Below are 20,847 nucleotides of genomic sequence, written 5' to 3' on the forward strand. Positions count from 1 at the left end.
GCTATAAAGATACGAAAATAAATTTCTAAAACGCAAGTTAAATAATTGATAATCAAATAATTAAATTGCTTTTTCTCAGGATAAAAAACTAAAAAAGTCGGAAGAATTTTTCTTCCGACCATGACTACGAGTTATCAGGGTTTTGTATTTTTAATATGTCAATTTGTCACAAAAATTTGAATGGTATAAATATTGAGAAATACTGAATGTAAATAAAAAATTTAAAATAGAAAAAATAAAAATATTATGAGTAAAATAATCGGAATTGACTTAGGTACAACCAACTCTTGTGTTGCTGTAATGGAGGGAAAAGACCCTGTTGTTATTCCTAACGCAGAAGGTAAAAGAACAACGCCTTCTATCGTAGCATTCACAGAAGATGGTGAGAGAAAAGTAGGTGACCCTGCAAAAAGACAGGCGGTAACCAACCCAAAGAAAACGGTATATTCTATCAAAAGATTTATCGGAACACACTTTAAAGAAGATGCTGCTGAAATCTCAAGAGTACCTTATGAAGTTGTATCCGGACCAAACGATACAGTAAAAGTAAAAATCGACGACAGAGAATATACTCCACAGGAAATTTCTGCGATGATCCTTCAGAAAATGAAGAAAACTGCTGAAGATTATCTTGGTCAGGAAGTAACAAGAGCGGTAATCACGGTTCCTGCATACTTCAACGATGCGCAAAGACAGGCTACTAAAGAAGCTGGTGAGATCGCAGGTCTTAAAGTAGAAAGAATTATCAATGAGCCTACTGCTGCAGCATTAGCTTACGGTCTTGATAAAAACCATAAAGATCAGAAAATTGCCGTGTATGACCTTGGTGGTGGTACTTTCGATATCTCTATCCTTGATTTGGGAGATGGTGTATTCGAAGTATTGTCTACAAATGGTGATACGCACTTAGGAGGTGATGACTTCGATGATGTGATCATCAACTGGATGGCAGATGAGTTCAAATCTGAAGAAGGTGTTGACTTAAAATCTGATGCTATCGCATTACAAAGATTGAAAGAAGCTGCTGAAAAAGCAAAAATTGAATTGTCCTCTTCTCCACAAACTGAAATCAACCTTCCATATATCACCGCTACAGCTACAGGTCCTAAGCACTTAGTGAAGACTTTAACGAAAGCTAAATTCGAGCAGTTGTCTGCTGATCTGGTAAGAAGATCAATGGAACCTGTTGCTAAAGCATTGAAAGATGCAGGTTTATCAACTTCTGATATCGACGAAGTAATCCTGGTTGGTGGTTCTACAAGAATCCCGATTATCCAGGAAGAAGTGGAAAAATTCTTCGGTAAAAAGCCATCTAAAGGTGTTAACCCGGATGAGGTGGTAGCAATTGGTGCGGCAATCCAAGGAGGTGTATTGACAGGTGATGTAAAAGACGTTCTTTTATTAGATGTTACGCCACTTTCTTTAGGTATTGAAACAATGGGTTCTGTTTTCACTAAACTAATTGAAGCAAACACTACGATTCCAACTAAAAAATCTGAAGTATTCTCTACAGCTTCTGACAACCAGCCGGCTGTAAGCATCAGAGTAGGACAGGGGGAAAGACCAATGTTCAACGACAATAAAGAAATCGGTAGATTCGACCTTACAGATATTCCGCCAGCGCCAAGAGGAGTTCCTCAGATCGAAGTAACATTCGACATCGATGCAAACGGTATTCTAAGTGTTTCTGCTAAAGATAAAGGAACTGGTAAAGAGCAGTCTATCAAAATCCAGGCGTCTTCAGGACTTTCTGATGAAGAAATCGAAAGAATGAAGAAAGAAGCTCAGGAAAATGCTTCTGCCGATGCTAAGAAAAAAGAAGAAGTGGAAATCTTCAACAAAGCAGACGGATTGATCTTCCAGACTGAAAAGCAGTTAAAAGAATTCGGTGAGAAATTATCTGCTGACAAAAAAGCAGCCATCGAAGCCGCTCACGGAGAGTTGAAAACCGCTTTCGAAGCTAAGAATGCAGACGATGTAAAAGCTAAAACAGAAGCTTTAGACGCAGCTTGGATGGCCGCTTCAGAAGAATTGTACGCTGCAGGTCAACAGCCTGGCGCTGATGCAGGTGCACAAAATCCTGGAGGAAATAATGCAGGTGCTGATGATGTACAGGATGCAGACTTCGAAGAAGTAAAATAAGTATTGATAATACAGTAATAACATAATTAAAAACCGCTTTAAACATTCAGTTTAAGGCGGTTTTGGTTTTATATAGTTCTATTTATGCTTTACCCTGAACATTTTGGGAGACATCTTCATTTTCTTTTTAAAGAACTTACCAAAAAAAGACTGATCACTGAAATGAAGCTCTTCTGCAATCTGGGTAATCGAAAGATTAGAATTTAAAAGCAGATCACGCGCCTCAATAATAACTGAATTGGTAATAATCGTACGGGTAGATTCACCGGAAGCTTCTTTTACGATACGTGTCAGATAACTTGGGGTCACAAAAAGCTTCTCGGCATAAAACTCAACCGCTCTCTCTTTTTTTGAATGCTCCGAAAGCAGAACAAGAAACTGATTGATAAGATCTTTCTTTCTTGATGTTTTAGGATCAATCATCCTTGTATTATTATAACGGTATATCACCATCAGCTCAAGGAGCAGTGCATTAAAATAATGATTGATGATATCTTTGGAATAATAATTATCCTGCTCATCCGCCAGGCTGATCTTATCAAGCAGAAATCTTACCGTTTCCCTTTCATTAAAGTCCGGATGTAAGATCGGAGTGTTTCTTTCGGAAAAGAAGATGATCTCATTGATGTAATGCATGTGACGGATATTTTTTTGTACGAAAGAATCGTTGAAAACAATACCCTTTGCCCTGGCATAAGAACCGTTGTTGGCCGGATGAATAATTGAATTGGGTGTGATAATAACAATATCATCTTTTTTAATGTATATTTCTTCAAGATTAACCTGCATATTTCCTTCCCCTTCCGTAATCAGCATAATGGCGCAATTGTCTGTTCTGAAGGGATAGGCGTAAGAATTTTCATCAAGATTATGAGACTCCCGGATAGTAAAGAAATCATTGTTGCATTTTTGATGACCATTGTTTTTATCCAACATTTTGAACAGATCGTGGAGGTTATGGAAAACAATATCTTTATGAGTCATGGTTTTTAAATATGAATGTTAGTAAAGTTAATAAATAAGGAGCAACCCTTACCCATAGAAACTCAAGATATAAATGATTATTTTTATACAATATTAGGCGAATGACCTACACCTGTTTTTGAAATATAGAGCTCTACAATAGAGAACTCCGTTTCATAAAATTCAAATATAGGTTTAAGCTCATTTTCCGAAAAAAAAGTTTCCGAAGATACACTCAACAGTCTGAAATTGTTGTCGAGATACTCACATTGGCAGTTGGGAATGATTTCCAGGATGTCTTCCCTAAGCCAGAACGCATCTATAATTTTTTTGAATCTTGTTTTAAAAAGCACACTGTTTTTCATATCTGTTTTTTATCTGTTCAACGATTATGTTAAGATCTTCCGGAGTATCTTTCACAATTCTTTTTACTATCAATAAATTCCATAGTCTGGCCAGAAAACCTGAAACAGAAGTAATAATGGTGACTTTCAATCCATCCTCTGTATCTTCCATTACATATTTTCTGTACAGTCTGGCTCCGCCAAGCCGTATTCGGAATGTGAAGCGTTCATAAGGTCTGAATTCCTCAATAACACCTGTGGCTGTTATAAAATAATTACGGTGTTTCACTTTAAATAAACGTTCCTGTCCGGCTTTACTTTCGATACACTCTGAATATTCAATGTTGAAATCCCATTCACTCCAATGGTCAATATCTGTAATCAGTTTCCAAACCTCTTTTTTATCAATCAGGTTACTGGTTACAGATAAAGCCAGACTCTTCATGTATTTTCTTTCATATTGGTTAATAATGCAAATTTCTATAGTGAAATGTTAATAAAAAAGGTCTGAATTCGGCGTAAACTGGTCAGAATCTGAACATGATGAAGCTTGTCAACACATTACAGTGATAAGGTAACCGATACTCTTTTTAGAGCTTATGGTCCTGATCCCTTTATATTCGTAGCAGGAAGTTCTCAACGATTAACTGTTTAATAAGGCAGGATCCCGCATGTTGCCACCGTTATCCCTCGTCCGAGCGAAGAGTGTTCCTTCGCTCGAAGGATTCTGTTTCCCTCGCTCGAAGGATAGTATGTCCTCAGTACGTGGTACTGTAATGGAAATGTACATTCGATTCTACCTAAGTGATCCCCACTTAGGCAGCTAAGTGGGGTACCCTAAGGGCGCTAAGTGACATCCCCTTACGTGCTAAGCAATATTCACTTAAAAACAGAAACTATCAACAGGCAGAAATTAGCCTCTATTGTCAACACCGCATTGATCGTACCAATGCGGGTGTGTTGACCGTACGGTCAAGGGTATGTTGACCGCCCGATGTAAGCGGTGTTGACAAAGCATATTTAGCATTAATCACCATGTTACCATCCCGATTGTCATCCCGTAGGGATCTAAGCCCCAATCTTTCCAAGCTGATGTCAACGATGCCGAGATTCCTCCGGAAATCACAGATTTGACTGAATCAACGACAAAAGTATGCGGAAGAGTATTAGAGAGTTTTGGAGAGAGCTGTTTTGGTGATTCAATTCTATCCATCATGATCATACAGAGGGTAGTCAGCGCAGATAATTCCGAGAGTAGATCTCATCGGGCGACGAAAGGGTTTCTCATCGGGCGTGATAAGGTGTTCTCATCGACCGATGAGAACACCTCTCGGAAATCAGATGCTTTTTAAAGAATCATTTCCTTAATCATAGCACCCCAAATTCTAACATAAGAAGACAATAAAAAAAATTCCCCTCCCTTGGAGGGGTACCGAAAATTCAGAGAATTTTGGGTGGGGGTGGTTTGAGAGAGATTGCCAAAACCACCATTTAAAATGACAGGAAGTGCCAAAGCAGAACATACGCGGAAGTGGCGTTTCGTTTTAGACCAATATCAGACAAAAACAGACCTTTTATTATGTTTTTCCTTACCTCAAATTTGCATCGTGAACCAATTACAATTGAATTCTCTTTAACGGTAAAAATTTATTTTATGATAGTGAAAAGAACGAAAAGTCTTTTTTTATTAGGGAGCCTGCTGCTGCTTTCAGCATGTGGCGGAAAAGAGCAGCCTGTGGTCAAAGCTGAGCCGGTAAAGGTGGGCGTGCAGAAAATAGAGATGGTTTCCCAGCCTGAAACATTTTCTTATAGTGGAAATATTCTGGCCGACAACAGTGTAAGCATTGGATTTGGGGTTTCCGGGCGTGTAACCGCCGTCTATGTTCAGGAGGGACAGCGTGTCTCCAAAGGTCAGCTATTGGCGGCCATTGAAACCAATACCTATCAGAATGCCCTGGCCGTTGCCGGTGCAGGGATGGAGCAGGCCCAGGATAATTTCAACCGTCTCAACCAGCTGTATCTTAAAAAAAGTTTACCGGAAAGGGATTATATCGCCGCAAAAGTAGCGCTGGCACAGTCTAAAGCCAATAGAGAGATGGCGATGAAAAATTTGAGAGATACGAAGCTGTATGCCTCTTTTTCAGGCATTGTTTCTCAAAAACAAACCGAAGCCGGCGCTACGGCTGCACCAGGAATTCCGGCATTTACTATTGTGAAAACAGATAAAGTATATGCCGCTGCGTCCATCACGGAAAACGAGATTAGTGCCTTAAAAATAGGAGATCCTGTAGAGGTTTCCATTCCGAGCCTTAACCGTACGATTCACGGAAATATCACCATTATCAATCCACAGGCGGATGACAATTCCAGAACGTACACCGTAAAAATTCGTCTCGACAACCCGGGAGGGCAGATCCTGCCAGGGATGATCACAGATATCAACATTAATACCGGTAAAAGCAAGGATGCTATTATCATTCCTGCTCAGGCAGTACTTAAAAATCCTGACGGTTCCAGTTATGTGTATACCGTGAAATCTGCTAAGAACGGTGCCACCGCCTTTAAAAGGAGAGTGGAAATGCAGAATATGGCAGGTACCAGCGATGTGATCATCAAAAGCGGGCTGGCCCCGGATGACCAGGTCGTTATTTCCGGGCAGACGCGTGTGGAAGACGGTAAACCGGTTAAGTTTTAATTCAAAAAAGAAATGAAAGAAATGACGAATAAAAAAGTGCATTTTCTGGAAGCTGCGATGAAGCATAAGCAGGTGGTGATCGTGCTGGTAATCCTGTTGATGGTCATGGGAATCAATTCGCTGATGAATATGCCCCGAAGCGAAAACCCGCGTATCGATATGCCCGTTGCCGCTGTATATGCAGTTTATCCCGGAGCCGATGAACACCAGGTAGAAGAGGAAGTCGCAAAAAAGATAGAACAGTATCTTTTCTCCTTTGAAGAGATCAAAAAGAAAAAAGTCAAGGCTGAAGTGAAAGAAGGACAGGTATTCTTCACCGTAGAAATGAATGCTGATGTTAAAGACCGTAAGAAGTTCTGGCATACCCTCCAGCTGGATATGGATGCCAATCTGCGTCCGAAGCTTCCTGCCGGTGTTGTCGGGCCATTTATCAACAGTAATTTTGCCAATGTGACTGCGATGATCATCTCTGTATCTTCCAAAGATAGATCATATGCTGAGATTGAAAGTTATGTTGATAAACTTGAAGATGGTCTGAAGGTAATCCCTACCGTTTCCAAAATTAATCGTTCCGGCGGACAAAGACAGCAGATCTACATTAAGATCAATGACCAGAAACTCCAGCAGTACGGTTTTGGCGTGAATACATTGGTCAGTGCGATACAGCAGCAGAATGTAACGGGATACAACGGAGAAATATCCGGCGGTTCCAATGCCATCATCCCGGTGTATACCAACAGCCGCTATAAGAATATATCCGATATTGCTGAGCAGATCGTCTATACCACCCCGGCGGGTAATGTGGTTCGCCTGAAAGACGTCGCTGACCTTGAAAGACGTTTCGAAGAACCTGATTCCTTTGTAAGGGTGGGTGATGAAAAGGCAATGGTTCTCACCGTTGACATGCAGCCCGGGAACAATATCGTCGCCTTCGGGAAAGAAGTAGAGAAGAAGATCGAGGACATCCAGAAAGATTTTCCGCCGGATATTCATATGAAAACGATCGTGAATCAGCCGGAAGCCGTTGGAGAGAGTATCAGTCATTTTATGGTTGAATTTGCCATGGCGATTGGTTCTGTAGTGTTGGTAGTGATGCTACTGCTTCCTATACGGGTAGCCGGCGTGGCTTCAGCAGCAGCCCCTATCTCTATCGTGATTACGTTTGGACTGATGCAGATCGTGGGGCTGGAGCTTCACCAGGTAACCCTTGCCGCTTTGATCATCGTTCTCGGAATGGTGGTAGATAATGCCATTGTCGTCGTCGATAATTATATCGAAAAGCTGGACGAAGGATTAACACCGTGGACGGCGGCCTGGCAGGCAGCCCAACAGCTGTCGCTTCCGATCTTTACGGCAACAATGGCGATCATCTTCGCGTTTGCTCCATTGGCTTTGTTTATGGAAGGAATTGCTAAGGACTTTATGGTCTCATTGCCAATTACTGTAGCTATTGCATTGATTACATCCATGCTTGTTGCGCTGTTCCTTACGCCATATACCTGCTATGTTTTCATTAAAAAGGGACTAAAGCATAAAGTAAGCGACAGACCTCCAAAAAAGAACATGCTGGATCACCTTCAGTCTGCCTTTGATAATGGGGTGGGACTGGCTTTCAAATGGCCTAAAATGACCATGTTTATTGGAGCGCTATCAATTATCAGCGCCCTGTTCATCGCCACTAAAGTAGACCCGGAGTTTTTCCCGCTTAGCGAAAGAAACCAGTTCAATATGGAAGTATGGATGCCTAACGGATCCTCACTGGAGAAAACGGAAGCTAAGGTAAAAGAACTTGAAAAGATCCTTAAGAAAGACCACCGGGTAGTGGATGTCACCAGCTTTGTAGGGATGAGCTCGCCTCGTTTCCATACCACCTATGCCCCGGAGTCTCCCAAGAAGTATTTTGCCCAGGTTTTCATTACGACTGTGAGCAACGATGCCACGAATGACATGGCAAAAGAATACTTGGAAAAGCTGAAAAACTTTATGTCGGATGGCTATATTAAAGTAAAGCAACTCAGCTTCCAGGAAGGTTCGCCAATCGAGATCCGCGTGGTAAGTGAAAATGAAGCCGATCAGCGGAAAGTAGCCCTTGAGGTGAAAAAGATCCTTGAGAACACACCGGGAACCAATAATGTACGTCTTGGCAGCGAATATGATTATATGGGGGTAAAGCTGAATGTTGATGATGTAAAGGCCAATCGTCTTGGCGTCACCAACCAGGCCATTACCCAAACCCTTGGGGCCGGACTGAAAGGCTACTCTGTATCAACCTTATGGGAAGGTGATAAGCCGGTGGATATCTTCTTGAGATATGATTCCATCAGCAGAAAAGATATGAATGCGCTGGAAAATCTTCACATCCAGTCTTATTTCGGAGAAAAGATCCCTTTGAAGGAAGTGGCGACATTACAGCCGGAATGGCACACCGGGCTCATTTTAAGAAAGAACGGAATCAAATATACCAGCGTGTTTGCAGAGGCCCAGTTGGGGCCGAAGCCATCAAGGATCCTGAAAGAGGCCCAGCCTAAAATTGATGCGCTTGCATTACCTGCAGGAACGACTATTCAATATGGCGGTGATGCCGAATCAACGCTGGAAAATACTCCAGGAATGCTGCTCTCGCTTTCCGTGAGTCTTATCCTGATTTTCCTTACGCTGCTGTTCCAGTTTAAGAGTCTTGGGAAGGCACTCATTATCCTGTGTACTTTTCTTCTGAGTCTTTTCGGAGCCTTCTTCGGATTATTCATTACCGGAAATCCATTGGGAATGACTGGCTTTATGGGAATTATCAGCTTGATCGGTATCGTAGTAAGAAACGGAATTATCCTGGTAGATTATGCCGATGAGCTGATTCGTGAACATGGATACACGCACAAAGCAGCGGCTATGGCGGCTGCCAAACGAAGAATGCGTCCGATATTTCTTACCTCAGCCGCAGCGGCTGTTGGAGTAGTTCCGATGATCCTGGGAAAATCCCCGATGTGGGCACCGTTGGGAAGTGTGCTGGCCTTTGGGCTTATTTTCTCCATGATCTTTACGCTTTTCATTGTTCCGGTGATGTATTACAAGCTTCTGAAAAATCCCGTACCTAAAGATGAAACCCCTGAAGATCAATTGGACGATGAGGTTATTCTATATAAACCCAAACCTCATCACGAATAATTATAATATCAATTTTTTAACCGGTTGTCCTGTATCAAACCCTATTCATAAGCTCCTTCGTTTATTGCTGCAGGGCAACCTTTATATAAAAAAATGAAAATCATATACGATACAATATCAAAAATAGTCCTGGTGCTGATGCTTACGGCAGCAATAGGCGCTCAGGCGCAGGAACGAGTAGTTTCTGTGGATGAAGTGAAAAATCTGGCATTGGAGAACAATAAAAAGATCAAAAAAGCGCAGCAGAATATCGAAGCTGCCAAAGCTGCCAGAACGGCTGCAGAAACAGGCGGAAAGCCTACCGTAGACGGAAGTGTGGGAGGGTATTATTTCTCGAAACCCTTATCCAACCTTATACCGGAAGTATTGGGAAGTGCTACTGTGAACGTTACCCAGGTCTTGTATGCCGGCGGTAAAGTAGAAACCGGTAAAAAGATTTCTTCAGCGGCCGTAGATCTGCAGATGGCGCAGAAAAGCCTTACCAAAGAAGAGGTAAAACTCTCTGCAGAAACCATGTACTGGCAAATTGTAAATGCCAAGGAGAAAATAGAATTGGCAAAAGAATACATCAAGCTTCTGGATCAGCTGCATACCAATGTAAAGAATTCATTTGATGCGGGATTGACATATAAAAATGATCTGTTGAAAATAGAAGTCCAGCAGAACGAGGCTCAGCTCAACCTGAAACGTGCAGAAGATGGTCTTAGCATTGCCAAATTAAACCTTGCCCAGATCGCAGGACTTCCTAATTCCGATTTTGATGTAGATGATGCTGTAAGCGGAAACTTTGCTAATGTTTTGGCAGACGATCAGCTACAGCCGAAGAACCGCCCCGAGCTATCCATTCTTGCCAAGGCAGTAGAAATCAATGAGCTTCAGGAAAAACTGCTGGATGGCGATCGTAAGCCTACCGTTGCGCTTTCAGGAATCGGCTTCTCAAGCTTTGGTAAAAACGTTAATCCTGTTAATATGAAAAATAATATGCAGGGATTTGTGGGAATGCTGTCGGTGAATATCCCGATTTATGACTGGGGCGCAAGAAAAGAGAAAGTAAAAGAGCAGCAGTATAAAACCAATGCTCAGAAACTTGAAATGGAAGAAACAAAGGAACTCCTGGTGCTGGAAGTTCAGAATGCCGTGATGCAACTTAATCAGTCTGTTAAACGTATCGAGCTTGCAGAAAAGTCTCTTGTTCAGGCAACGGAAAATTTACGTCTGAATCAGGACCGGTATGATGCGGGAACCGTTGTGGCAGATGAAGTGTTGAAAGCTCAGGTCCTTTGGCAGGAAGCGAAATCGGAGATCCTGGATGCCAAAGCAGAATATAAGATCAATGAGGCTAAATATAAAAAAGCTACAGGGGTATATGGTGAGTATTAAGTGTTTTTAGAAGGAAATCCCTTTTTCCTTTGAACCGGCTGTTTATAGACAGTCGGTTCTTTTAAAACTTTAAAGAAATTATAAACAAGAAGTTGGCAGATAGACCTGTCAGGTAATCTGCAAGGCCGTTAAAAATAATTTATCTTTCTGTTGTATGGAATGAATTGATCGAATTTATTCTAAACAGAAAATATTTTTCATTATCCAATTTATCCAACCGGCTGTATTTGCAGTCGGTTTTTTTGAATCTGATCTTCATAAACAATAGGATGTTTACATTTTTTATGATTCTGTTATTTTTTATAACGTAAAGTGTTAATTCAACTTTACATATTATTTTAGAAAGTAAAGGCAAATAAAACTTGCTTTGTGAAGCTTGAAAGCTCAGCTTCATCAAATTAACTTGTAGATTCTTCTTTGCCCACTTAAATGATTAAATCGGATAAAATCTTTGCGTCAAAAAAAGAATGATGATTTTGTAACATTTAATCAAATTTACAGGATCTAAACATTAATATAACTTTTAAGCAGATGCATAATTTAAACTTAAAAAGTTATTGTTAATTATATTTATCTTTGAATATGAATGTTAACAAAATATCTGATCCCGAATTCAAGAAAGAGATTGCGTCAAACGGAAATCTCAAACTGTTTCCCGCCGGAACAGTCATTTTAGATATCAATTCGTACATCAATTATATTCCATTGGTGGTTTCGGGAAGCATTAAAGTGATCCGTACGGAAGAAGACGGTCGCGAAATTTTACTGTATTACCTTACTCCGGGGGAAAGCTGTATCTCTTCCATTCTTTCGGGGCTTACCCAGGATACTTCAAAAGTAAAAGTTATAGTGGAGGAAGATGCCGAAATTCTGATGATTTCCCTGCAGCAGGCAAAAGATTGGCTTCGTAAATACCCTGAATGGACCGATTTTATCTTCGGCCTTTACCAAAGAAGATTTGAAGATTTGCTGGAGGTGGTAAATTCTGTCGCTTTCCAGAAAGTTGATACAAGGATATTGCATCTTTTGAATCAGAAATCTCAGCTCTATAAATCCAAAGAGCTTAATGTAACCCATCAGCAGCTGGCCGACGAACTCGGAATTACCCGGGAAGCGGTTAGCCGCGTTCTCAAGCAAATCGAAACCGACGGCAAAATAAAACTATCAAGAAATAAAATTACTCTATTGTAACCTTCATCACTGACAGGCTTTTGTTTTCATTCTACATTTGCATTATCAATTTAAAAACAATAAAAATGTTAGATGCAATAAAAAACCTTTTCGGAATGGATAAAACCGATTATGCAGATCTTATAAAACAAGGTGCTGTAATTGTAGATGTAAGAAGCAAAAGCGAATATGCGGGCGGACACATTAAGAACTCCATCAATATTCCTGTCGATCAGCTTGAGAAAAGCCTTTCTAAATTTAAAGACAAAGAGAAAACCATTATTACGTGCTGTGCTTCCGGTATGAGAAGTGCTTCTGCCAAAAATATCCTTCAGAATAATGGCTATAAAAATGTACATAACGGCGGCGGTTGGGTAAGTTTAAACAATAAAATTTAAAACGATGGACGCACATTTTTATAACGTTAATATTGAGTGGAAAAATGACCGTAAAGGCGAAATGTCTTCTCCTGAACTTTCTCAGAATATAGAAGTAGCGACTCCTCCGCAATTTCCGAAAGGAATAGAAGGAATCTGGTCGCCGGAACATCTTTTTACCGCAGCAGTAAGCAGCTGCCTGATGACCACATTTCTGGCCATAGCAGATAACTCAAAACTTGAATTTTCAGATTTTAAATGTAAATCCAAAGGAAAGCTGGAACAGGTAGAGGGTAAATTCCTGATGACCGAGGTGATTCTGGAACCTGTTGTTACCATTAAAAGCGAATCCGAAAGAGAAAAGGCGGAAAGAGTTCTCCAAAAATCTGAAGCCAATTGTTTAATCTCCAATTCCGTGAAATCAAAAATAACGATGATTCCACAAATAAAACTGATGTAGTATTTCTACAGTGTATATATTGTTACCGCCCTTGCAGGCGGTTTTTTTATGAATGTCTTAGAAAAAAAACCTTATGTGATAAAGGTTACTGTACAGGAAACATCATCGGTCTAATTTTGCTTTAAAATTGGAACAATGAGAAAATTAACCATACTTATTTTATTATTCATAAGCTATTCAAAATTATTTCCGCAACAGATTATTCCCATTTCCAGAACAGATCTGGAAAATAAGATTGTAGATAATAATCTGCAGGTAAAAATGGCAAAAAAGGAAGCAGCATTGGCAGAAGCAGAGCTTTTGGAAACGAAGGCGATGTACTTGCCGAATGTAAATGCATCTTATACTTTTTCCAATACCAATAATCCGTTGTACGCATTTGGTGCAAAGCTCAATCAGGAAAGAATAACGATGATGGATTTCAATCCCGATAATCTGAACAGCCCAAAAAGCATTTCCAACTTTGCAACAAAAATAGAGGTGCAGCAGCCGATCATCAATATGGATGCGGTGTATCAGAAAAAAGCAGGACAGGTAAAAGCGGAAGTTTTGAATATCAAAACAGAAAGAACTAAAGAATACGTTCAGTTTGAGCTGAAAAAATCGTACATGATGCTTCAGCTGGCCTATAAAATGCTCGAAACGCTTGAAAATGCAAAGCAGACAACCCTTGCCAATAAAAAAGTCATCGACAATTATTACAAAAACGGAATGATCCAGAAATCTGAAGTTTTGTATATGGATGTCCGCATCAGTGAGATCGAAAGTCAGATTCAGACCGCAAAATCCAACATCAGAAACGCTTCCGATTACTTATATTTTCTTTTGAATGAAAGCTCAGAAAACAAAATCCTGAAACCGTCAGAAAATCTGGAATACACAGAAAATATAATCGATTCTGATGCAAAACTGAACGACAGCCGCAAAGATTTGCAGGCTTACCAAAAATCTCTGGAAGCCTATGACTGGATCATAAAATCTTCGAAAGCCAAATTTCTTCCCAAACTCAACGCATTCGGTAGTTTTGAGATGTATGACAATAAAGTAGCGCAATTCAATGCCAATGGATATTTAGCAGGAATTCAGCTTTCGTGGAATGTTTTTGATGGTCTAAAGTCAAAAGGTGAGCAGGAAAAATACAAAGCAGAACGTTCTAAAGCGCAAACCGAAATTGAGCAGTATTCCAAACAAAGCCAGCTGGAACTCAACAAAGCCATCCGACAGATTGAAGATGCCCAATCTAAGGTAAACTTCACAAAACAGGCCTGGGAACAAAGCAAAGAAGCCTACAGAATCCGGAAAAACCGTTACGACCAGGGGCTCGAAAAGTCCGCTGATCTTCTTTCAGCAGAAACGCTGATGTCCCAAAAAGAACTGGAATATCAGCAGGCAGTTTACGAATACAACGTAGCCGGGGAATATGAGAAGTTTTTGAGAAAATAATGTACCGGACCCGGAACCCGAAGGGTTCAATAACAAAAGCCACAGTTGAAACCTGTGGGATATCAATAAATAAAAATTTTAATAATGAAAACATACATCTATTCAACATTAATTTTAGGAACAATGATTTTGCAAAGCTGTTCGACGGACCAGGAAAAATCAGTGGTTAACACCGATTCTCCTGTTTCTGTAACCGTTCATAAGTCAGCAACAGGTTCGAATGATGCTTTTGTCACATCCAGTGGAAAACTGGTAGCCAAAAACTCAGTCAATGTTTCTACCCGAATGATGGGTTACATCACGGCAATGAAAGCAGAAGTTGGACAAAACGTAAGTGCAGGACAGCTTCTGGTAAGCATCAATGCCACAGATATTCAGGCAAAAGGCGGACAGGCCAGTGCGCAGATTTCTCAGGCGCAGGCCAGCTACAATATTGCCAAAAAAGACTATGAAAGATTCCAGAATCTTTATAAATCCCAAAGTACTTCCCAAAAAGAGCTGGATGATATGAGAGCACGCTACGAAATGGCACAAGCTGGTTTACAAGCGGCACAGCAGATGAAAAACGAGGTCAATGCGCAATACCGTTACACCAACGTTACTGCACCTATTTCCGGAACCATTACAGCAAAATTTGCAGAGCAGGGCGATATGGCAAGTCCCGGAATGCCTTTGCTTACGATAGAATCACCATCGTCTCTGCAGGCTCAGGTGCTGGTTTCTGAACAGAATATTACCCAAATCAATACCGGAATGCCCGTTCAGATTACTTTGAAATCCTTGAATAAAACCGTTTCCGGAACGGTTTCCGAAATCAGCAAATCGGCAGCCAATACAGGTGGACAATATATGGTGAAAATCAATATTCATAATGCTTCTGATTTACTTCCGGGAATGTTTGTGAATGTACAGTTTCCAATAAAAAATTCAGGAAAAATAAATCAGGATTTTAATGAAACAATGATGATTCCTACTACAGCTCTGGTAGAAAAAGGTCAGCTCACAGGCGTTTATGTAGTCAGTTCACAAAATACGGCAGTGTTGAGATGGCTGAAGACAGGAAAAACAATCGGAGATCAGATTGAAATCCTTTCAGGTTTAAATCCTGAAGAATCGTACATCGTTTCTTCAACAGGGAAATTGTATAACGGAGCAAAAGTGCAAGTAAAATAGTGTAACAATATATCAATGTAGCAATTTACCAATGAAAATCATTGTTACACTGTTAGATTGATTCATTGTTACATTAAAAAAAATATTTTTTATGGAAAAAGGATTCGCAGGACGTATTGCCGAATTTTTCATCAATTCAAAATTAACCATTCTGTTGATGATAGCTTTGATGATTATCGGGGTGTACAGTTCGACATTAATACCAAGAGAAGAAGAACCGCAGATCATCATTCCGATGGCGGATGTAATGGTCGGTTACCCCGGAGCCAACCCGAAAGAAGTGGAAAGCCGTGTGGTAAAACCTCTGGAAAAGATTATTTCAAACATCAAGGGAGTAGAGCATATTCATTCGATGGCAATGAACGGACAGGCCATGATTATTGTTCAGTTTTATGTAGGAGAAGATACGGAACGTTCCTATGTAAAGCTTTATGATGAGCTGATGAAGAACAAAAACATCTTCCCGAAAGGCGTGATGGAACCAATGGTGAAAACACGTTCCATTGATGATGTTCCAATGTTGGGCCTTACTTTGTGGAGTGATAATGTCAATTACAATGACTTTCAGCTTCGCCAGATAGGAGAGGAATTATCTTCCGAAATCAAAAAAATAAAAGATGTTTCTCTTACCAAAACGATTGGTGGAAGAAACCGCCAGCTGCAGGTCATTTTAGACAAGGATAAAATGGCTGAACTGAATGTAGATGCACTTTCTGTAATGCAGATGATTCAGGCCAATAACGGAAGTTCCCAATCCGGAAAATTTGATTCAGGCGATTCGGAATATCTTCTAACGACAGGACAATTCCTGAACTCTGCCGAAGATGTGGAAAATCTGGTTATTGGAACTTCACAGAATATGCCGGTGTATCTGAAACAGGTCGCAACGATAAAAGATGGTGCTTCTGATGCTGCCAATTATGTGAGTTTCGGATATGGAAATGCGGTAGAAAACGGCAAGAAATTTAAATCGGAATATCCTGCGGTTACCGTTTCTGTTTCCAAGGTAAAAGGTGCCGATGCGATGAAAATTTCCGAGCAGATTCTTACCAAAGTAGATGAATTAAAGAAAAATCTCATTCCGAATGATGTTCATGTGGAGGTGACGAGAAATTACGGAGAAACCGCTTCCCACAAAGTTTCAGAACTGTTGATGCATTTGGGAATTGCAATTTTAGCAGTAACGGTTCTGGTAATGCTGGCAATGGGCTGGAGAGGTGGTTTAGTGGTTTTCTTTTCTGTTCCGCTTACGTTTGCTTTAACGTTATTCAGCTATTATATTTTAGGATATACTTTGAATAGAATTACACTTTTTGCACTGGTTTTTGTTGTGGGAATTGTGGTGGATGACAGTATTATCATTGCTGAAAATATGCACAGGCATTTCCATATGAAGAAACTGCCGTTTAAACAGGCAGCAATCTATGCCATTAATGAAGTAGGAAACCCTACCATTTTAGCAACATTTACCGTGATTGCTGCAATTTTGCCTATGGCTTTTGTAAGCGGAATGATGGGACCTTATATGTCGCCAATGCCAATCGGGGCTTCTATTGCCATGCTGCTTTCCCTTTTTGTGGCATTAACGGTTACACCATATCTCGGTTATCATTTGTTAAAAGTAAAAGATGAGCAGGAGCACAAAGAAGAGCAGGGTCTGGAAACCAACAGGATTTATAGAATCTATAAAAAAATAGAGCAGCCGCTTTTAGATTCAAAATCAAAAAGATGGACAACGATGGCGGTTACTGTTGTTTTATTATTGATTTCCGTGGCGGCATTTTTCACCAAATGGGTAGCGGTAAAAATGCTTCCTTTTGATAATAAAAATGAAATTCAGGTAGTAATCGATATGCCGGAAGGAACAACGTTGGAAAGAACTTCAGCTGTTACTCAGGATATTGCACAATATCTGAAAACTGTTCCGGAAGTGGTAAACTACCAGAACTATATAGGTTCTTCGGCGCCGATTACGTTCAATGGATTGGTTCGTCATTACGATATGCGTGGAAGCAGCAATACCGCAGATATTCAGGTCAATCTTTTACACAAGGAAGATCGTGATGCACAGAGCCACGATGTTGCTAAAAATATCCGTCCTGAAATTCAGAAAATAGCTGCAAAATACGGAGCTAACGTAAAAGTGGTGGAAGTTCCGCCGGGACCTCCCGTTCTTTCAACTATTGTAGCAGAAATCTACGGACCGGATTATGAAGGACAAATCAAAGTTGCCAAACAGGTTGAAGATATTCTGAAGAAAACAGATGATGTCGTAGATGTTGACTGGATGGTGGAAGCACCTCAGAAAGAATTCAAGCTTGTTCCGGATAAAGAAAAAGCAATGCTGAACGGGGTTGCTCCGCAACAGATTGTCGGGAATATAACCTATCTGATAGGAGAATATCCGATTGGAAACCTTTACGATGAAAAATCTAATGATCCTGTGGATATTGTAATGAAGCTGAAAAATGCGGATAAATCTACAATTCAGGATATCACAGGTTTGAAAATTAAAGGACAGATGGGGATGGTTCCGGCAAGTGACCTTGTAAAAGTAGAGGAAAAAGAACTGGATAAAACCATTTACAGAAAAGACCAGAAGAGAGTAGTCTATGTTCTTGCCGATATGGCAGGAAAACTGGAGAGTCCGGCCTATGCGATTCTCGGAATGGAAGAAAAGCTAAAAAAAATCCAGCTTCCAAAGGGCTATTCAATCAATGAACTGTATATGAATCAGCCTGAAGATGAGAGCAATTATACGGTAAAATGGGACGGAGAATGGCAAATTACGTTAGAGGTTTTCCGTGATCTGGGAACTGCTTTTGCGGTGGTGATTATCATTATTTATATGCTGATTGTCGGTTGGTTCCAGAATTTTAAAACCCCGATTGTGATGATGGTTGCCATTCCGCTTTCACTTATTGGAATCGTGCTAGGTCACTGGTTATTAGGCGCATTCTTTACGGCAACTTCCTTTATAGGAATGATCGCTCTAGCGGGTGTTATGGTAAGAAATTCCGTTCTTTTAATCGACTTTATAGAAATTCGCCTCAAAGATGGAATTCCTATGAAGCAGGCTATCATAGAAGCCGGAGCGGTAAGAACAACACCTATTTTATTAACGACAGGTGCGGTTGTAATAGGAGCGGTCATTATCCTTTTTGATCCGATTTTCCAGGGACTGGCAATTTCTTTAGTATTTGGAGCAATTGTTTCCACATTGCTTACGCTGGTTGTGGTGCCATTGGTGTATTACATCACCGAAAAGAAAAAGTGGGAGAACAAATCCGGTTCTGATGATACATTTTTTGAAGTATAAAAAATAAAGCCTTAACGTTAAAAATTAAATATTTATTTATGAAATTACTATTAATTACTGCAGTAGAAGAATTTGAAAAAGATATTATCAATATTCTTACACATTCAGGAGTGAAGGCTTTCTCATATCAATCTGTAGAAGGATATAGAAATAACGTAAACGATATTGAAAGATGGTTTTCAACACCGCATTTATCGGTAGATTCTTTACTATTTACCGTATTTATAGAGGATGGATTCGTTGATGAAATCTATACAAAAATAGAAACACTGAATTCAGGGCTCGAAATTCTGTCTCAAATTCATATGGCCAGTATTTCACTTGAAAAATCTTTATAAACAAATAAAATCGAGATATGCAGACAAGAATTGTACACGCCATTGCAGGAACCATTATTTTAATTAGCCTTTTATTGGGAATTTATATCAGTGAAAACTGGTTTTGGCTGACCGGTTTTGTCGGAGTCAACATGTGGATCCACGCTCTTACAGGCTGGTGTTTGATGTATATGATCCTAAATAAATTAGGAGTAAGGAAGGATGATATGAAGTGTTCCGGATAATGTTTAAAGTAGCCCTTTCTACACATGGGAGAAAGGGCTTAATTAAATTTAAAGGCTTTCACCACAGAATGGTAAAGCCTTTATTTTTTTTACTGTAAATTTTTTTAATTAATTGCAATAGTTGTTTCGCGGATTGGTACTGCTTCCACATTTAAACTGATATTTAAATTGCAGGTATTTCGGGGTAGGATTATCTGTGACTTCAAGCGGAGTCATTGTTTGTCCGTTATAGGAAGGCATGGTAACCTGTGCGGCAGAACCATTACCTAAAGCAATATTTTTCGCACTGAGATTTCCGTTGAAACTATAATCCATCATAGCATCCAAAAGACGGTACACTCCATAATAATCCAATGCGTCGAAAGTCACTCTTGAACTTGGCATTGCATGGTCTGTTACATAATTGTACCCGTTAATAGTAGATGATTTAATATAAATGAAGTCTTTTTGAGCATTAGGAATATTGATGTTTTTAAAGATATCGATGGCCATCCTGTGATCGTTGACATCATCTTCATCGTAGACCTGGGTAATCATTTTGGTATTGGGAGGGAAATTCTGTAATTGCTGTTGAGTTGTTAGCGGGCTGCCCCAGTTAAAAGCATACCACGGCGCCATCGTGAAAAGAAAACGTCCATTCTCTCCCCATCCTTTCTCTGTAAATGCTTTGTAGGCCAGATCGATACTTGCTCCACCACCAAAAGAGTGTCCCATAAAACCTACTTTCTGAGTGTCAATAATGTCGGAATAATCTTCCGCGGCCTTTGTGAAGCCTTCCCAAAGCGTCTGGTAGCGGTGGTCTATACTTACATCAAAGGTACGGTAAGGTACAAATACCACCACATAACCTTTCTTCGCAATAAAGTTGTACAGCTCGATATTGTATTCTTTATCCTCGCCACCATAGGGATGCGAAAAAAATATAGTTGGTCTGGGAGTGGTAATTCCCTGCGGATAAAAAATAGAAACCTGAGTCCCTTCATATTGAGGATTGTCGAAATCAATTTCTGCCACTTGATAATTTCCATCTGAACCATATCCCGAAGTTGGTTTCTGTATTGGTCCCTGAAGTCCAAGCAAAGAGTTTTTCTGTACGATACCTGCCTCAGCTTCTTCATTATCGGTATTGCTCTGAGAGCATGCTGAAGCAGTAATGAATATCATGATTACCCAAGAATAAAGTAGTTTTTTCATTTTCTTTTATTTTTAAAGTTTTGAACCATTTGATCTTTAATCTCCTCATATTTTTTGTACTGCTCCTCGCTTAAAATTTGGTTGAGCGCATTAGATTTTTCTTTCTGTAAAGCTTTCAGTTTTTTAAATTTGGAGACTTTGCTGTCATTACTTTGAATGATAGGCTCATTCTTCTGGGCATATTGAAGGTTGAGTGCTGAGATCTGCTGAACTTGTGGATCATTTAAGTTTAATTTAGCCGTCATCCACTCTGTCTGCATTTTTGCACGCTGCTCCGGAGTGCTGTCTTTTAGTTTGCTTTTCTGTGCCGATAAGCCTGTACATGCAATGCATATAAAAACTGCTGCCAGAAAAGTCATCTGTTTTTTTGTCTTTAGAATCATCTTGGAAATTTTAAGTTTTTAATAAAACAAATGTAATAATCGCAATAGTTGATCTTAACATAAAAAAGGGTGAACCGACC

Annotated in this window: 18 protein-coding genes; 12 read left to right on the forward strand and 6 right to left on the reverse strand. The window is 40.0% G+C overall.

From position 1 onward, the window contains the following. Positions 1-246 precede the first annotated feature (246 nt). Positions 247-2,142 (forward strand): molecular chaperone DnaK, encoded by a 1,896-nt coding sequence (gene dnaK / locus AC3WV0_RS17150; protein ID WP_488847309.1) that lies wholly within the window; start codon positions 247-249, stop codon positions 2,140-2,142. Between the two features lie 78 nt (positions 2,143-2,220). Here dnaK and AC3WV0_RS17155 read toward each other — a convergent pair whose 3' ends face one another. From AC3WV0_RS17155 to AC3WV0_RS17170, 4 genes are all read right to left on the reverse strand, one after another. Continuing rightward, on the reverse strand, positions 2,221-3,126 hold the full coding sequence (locus tag AC3WV0_RS17155; RefSeq protein ID WP_488847310.1) for a helix-turn-helix domain-containing protein: 906 nt from the start codon (positions 3,124-3,126) through the stop codon (positions 2,221-2,223). A gap of 83 nt (positions 3,127-3,209) precedes the next feature. After that, a complete protein-coding gene (locus tag AC3WV0_RS17160) occupies positions 3,210-3,470 on the reverse strand; it encodes a hypothetical protein (protein ID WP_488847311.1) in 261 nt (86 codons plus the stop codon). After that, a complete protein-coding gene (locus tag AC3WV0_RS17165) occupies positions 3,448-3,894 on the reverse strand; it encodes an SRPBCC family protein (RefSeq protein ID WP_488847312.1) in 447 nt (148 codons plus the stop codon). The genes AC3WV0_RS17160 and AC3WV0_RS17165 overlap by 23 nt, the downstream gene beginning before the upstream one ends. Positions 3,895-4,479: 585 nt before the next feature. Further along, positions 4,480-4,665, reverse strand: a complete 186-nt coding sequence (locus tag AC3WV0_RS17170; protein ID WP_488847313.1) for a hypothetical protein — start codon at positions 4,663-4,665, stop codon at positions 4,480-4,482. Positions 4,666-5,103: 438 nt separating this feature from the next. On the opposite strand from AC3WV0_RS17170, the gene AC3WV0_RS17175 reads away from it, so the two are divergent. From AC3WV0_RS17175 to AC3WV0_RS17225, 11 genes are all read left to right on the forward strand, one after another. Further along, entirely contained in the window at positions 5,104-6,144 is a 1,041-nt protein-coding gene (locus AC3WV0_RS17175; RefSeq protein ID WP_488847314.1) for an efflux RND transporter periplasmic adaptor subunit, read from the forward strand. Positions 6,145-6,165: 21 nt separating this feature from the next. Then, the gene (locus AC3WV0_RS17180; RefSeq protein ID WP_488847315.1) at positions 6,166-9,306 is read left to right on the forward strand and encodes an efflux RND transporter permease subunit; all 3,141 of its coding nucleotides are present in this window, start codon (positions 6,166-6,168) and stop codon (positions 9,304-9,306) included. A gap of 93 nt (positions 9,307-9,399) precedes the next feature. Next, entirely contained in the window at positions 9,400-10,686 is a 1,287-nt protein-coding gene (locus AC3WV0_RS17185; protein ID WP_488847316.1) for a TolC family protein, read from the forward strand. 582 nt (positions 10,687-11,268) lie between these two features. Continuing rightward, positions 11,269-11,877: a Crp/Fnr family transcriptional regulator gene (locus AC3WV0_RS17190; protein WP_488847317.1), complete on the forward strand. Its 609-nt coding sequence runs from the start codon at positions 11,269-11,271 to the stop codon at positions 11,875-11,877. Between the two features lie 65 nt (positions 11,878-11,942). After that, positions 11,943-12,254, forward strand: coding sequence for a rhodanese-like domain-containing protein (locus AC3WV0_RS17195; RefSeq protein ID WP_488847318.1), 312 nt, complete (start codon positions 11,943-11,945; stop codon positions 12,252-12,254). Between the two features lie 4 nt (positions 12,255-12,258). Next, positions 12,259-12,693, forward strand: a complete 435-nt coding sequence (locus tag AC3WV0_RS17200) for an OsmC family protein (RefSeq protein WP_488847319.1) — start codon at positions 12,259-12,261, stop codon at positions 12,691-12,693. A 135-nt stretch (positions 12,694-12,828) separates the two neighbouring features. After that, positions 12,829-14,136, forward strand: coding sequence for a TolC family protein (locus AC3WV0_RS17205; protein ID WP_488847321.1), 1,308 nt, complete (start codon positions 12,829-12,831; stop codon positions 14,134-14,136). Positions 14,137-14,220: 84 nt separating this feature from the next. Further along, positions 14,221-15,309 carry an efflux RND transporter periplasmic adaptor subunit gene (locus AC3WV0_RS17210; RefSeq protein ID WP_488847322.1) on the forward strand — a complete coding sequence of 363 codons (1,089 nt, stop codon included), beginning with the start codon at positions 14,221-14,223 and terminating at the stop codon, positions 15,307-15,309. A gap of 91 nt (positions 15,310-15,400) precedes the next feature. After that, the gene (locus AC3WV0_RS17215; protein ID WP_488847323.1) at positions 15,401-18,628 is read left to right on the forward strand and encodes an efflux RND transporter permease subunit; all 3,228 of its coding nucleotides are present in this window, start codon (positions 15,401-15,403) and stop codon (positions 18,626-18,628) included. 38 nt (positions 18,629-18,666) lie between these two features. Next, positions 18,667-18,966: a hypothetical protein gene (locus AC3WV0_RS17220; protein ID WP_488847324.1), complete on the forward strand. Its 300-nt coding sequence runs from the start codon at positions 18,667-18,669 to the stop codon at positions 18,964-18,966. Between the two features lie 17 nt (positions 18,967-18,983). Further along, positions 18,984-19,190, forward strand: coding sequence for a YgaP family membrane protein (locus AC3WV0_RS17225; RefSeq protein ID WP_488847325.1), 207 nt, complete (start codon positions 18,984-18,986; stop codon positions 19,188-19,190). A 108-nt stretch (positions 19,191-19,298) separates the two neighbouring features. On the opposite strand, the gene AC3WV0_RS17230 is transcribed toward AC3WV0_RS17225, so the two are convergent. Beyond that, positions 19,299-20,384, reverse strand: a complete 1,086-nt coding sequence (locus AC3WV0_RS17230) for an alpha/beta hydrolase (RefSeq protein ID WP_488847326.1) — start codon at positions 20,382-20,384, stop codon at positions 19,299-19,301. Next, complete coding sequence (locus tag AC3WV0_RS17235) at positions 20,381-20,767, reverse strand: DUF4890 domain-containing protein (protein ID WP_488847327.1); 387 nt, start codon at positions 20,765-20,767, stop codon at positions 20,381-20,383. The genes AC3WV0_RS17230 and AC3WV0_RS17235 overlap by 4 nt, the downstream gene beginning before the upstream one ends. Positions 20,768-20,847 lie beyond the last annotated feature (80 nt).

The organism is Chryseobacterium sp. 27AL, from assembly GCF_057815395.1.

Bases quoted from the DNA above. Each gene is read 5' to 3' on its own strand.
- dnaK (WP_488847309.1), top strand. From the start codon at position 247: ATGAGTAAAATAATCGGAATTGACTTAGGTACAACCAACTCTTGTGTT.
- AC3WV0_RS17155 (WP_488847310.1), bottom strand. From the start codon at position 3,126: ATGACTCATAAAGATATTGTTTTCCATAACCTCCACGATCTGTTCAAA.
- AC3WV0_RS17160 (WP_488847311.1), bottom strand. From the start codon at position 3,470: ATGAAAAACAGTGTGCTTTTTAAAACAAGATTCAAAAAAATTATAGAT.
- AC3WV0_RS17165 (WP_488847312.1), bottom strand. From the start codon at position 3,894: ATGAAGAGTCTGGCTTTATCTGTAACCAGTAACCTGATTGATAAAAAA.
- AC3WV0_RS17170 (WP_488847313.1), bottom strand. From the start codon at position 4,665: ATGATGGATAGAATTGAATCACCAAAACAGCTCTCTCCAAAACTCTCT.
- AC3WV0_RS17175 (WP_488847314.1), top strand. From the start codon at position 5,104: ATGATAGTGAAAAGAACGAAAAGTCTTTTTTTATTAGGGAGCCTGCTG.
- AC3WV0_RS17180 (WP_488847315.1), top strand. From the start codon at position 6,166: ATGACGAATAAAAAAGTGCATTTTCTGGAAGCTGCGATGAAGCATAAG.
- AC3WV0_RS17185 (WP_488847316.1), top strand. From the start codon at position 9,400: ATGAAAATCATATACGATACAATATCAAAAATAGTCCTGGTGCTGATG.
- AC3WV0_RS17190 (WP_488847317.1), top strand. From the start codon at position 11,269: ATGAATGTTAACAAAATATCTGATCCCGAATTCAAGAAAGAGATTGCG.
- AC3WV0_RS17195 (WP_488847318.1), top strand. From the start codon at position 11,943: ATGTTAGATGCAATAAAAAACCTTTTCGGAATGGATAAAACCGATTAT.
- AC3WV0_RS17200 (WP_488847319.1), top strand. From the start codon at position 12,259: ATGGACGCACATTTTTATAACGTTAATATTGAGTGGAAAAATGACCGT.
- AC3WV0_RS17205 (WP_488847321.1), top strand. From the start codon at position 12,829: ATGAGAAAATTAACCATACTTATTTTATTATTCATAAGCTATTCAAAA.
- AC3WV0_RS17210 (WP_488847322.1), top strand. From the start codon at position 14,221: ATGAAAACATACATCTATTCAACATTAATTTTAGGAACAATGATTTTG.
- AC3WV0_RS17215 (WP_488847323.1), top strand. From the start codon at position 15,401: ATGGAAAAAGGATTCGCAGGACGTATTGCCGAATTTTTCATCAATTCA.
- AC3WV0_RS17220 (WP_488847324.1), top strand. From the start codon at position 18,667: ATGAAATTACTATTAATTACTGCAGTAGAAGAATTTGAAAAAGATATT.
- AC3WV0_RS17225 (WP_488847325.1), top strand. From the start codon at position 18,984: ATGCAGACAAGAATTGTACACGCCATTGCAGGAACCATTATTTTAATT.
- AC3WV0_RS17230 (WP_488847326.1), bottom strand. From the start codon at position 20,384: ATGAAAAAACTACTTTATTCTTGGGTAATCATGATATTCATTACTGCT.
- AC3WV0_RS17235 (WP_488847327.1), bottom strand. From the start codon at position 20,767: ATGATTCTAAAGACAAAAAAACAGATGACTTTTCTGGCAGCAGTTTTT.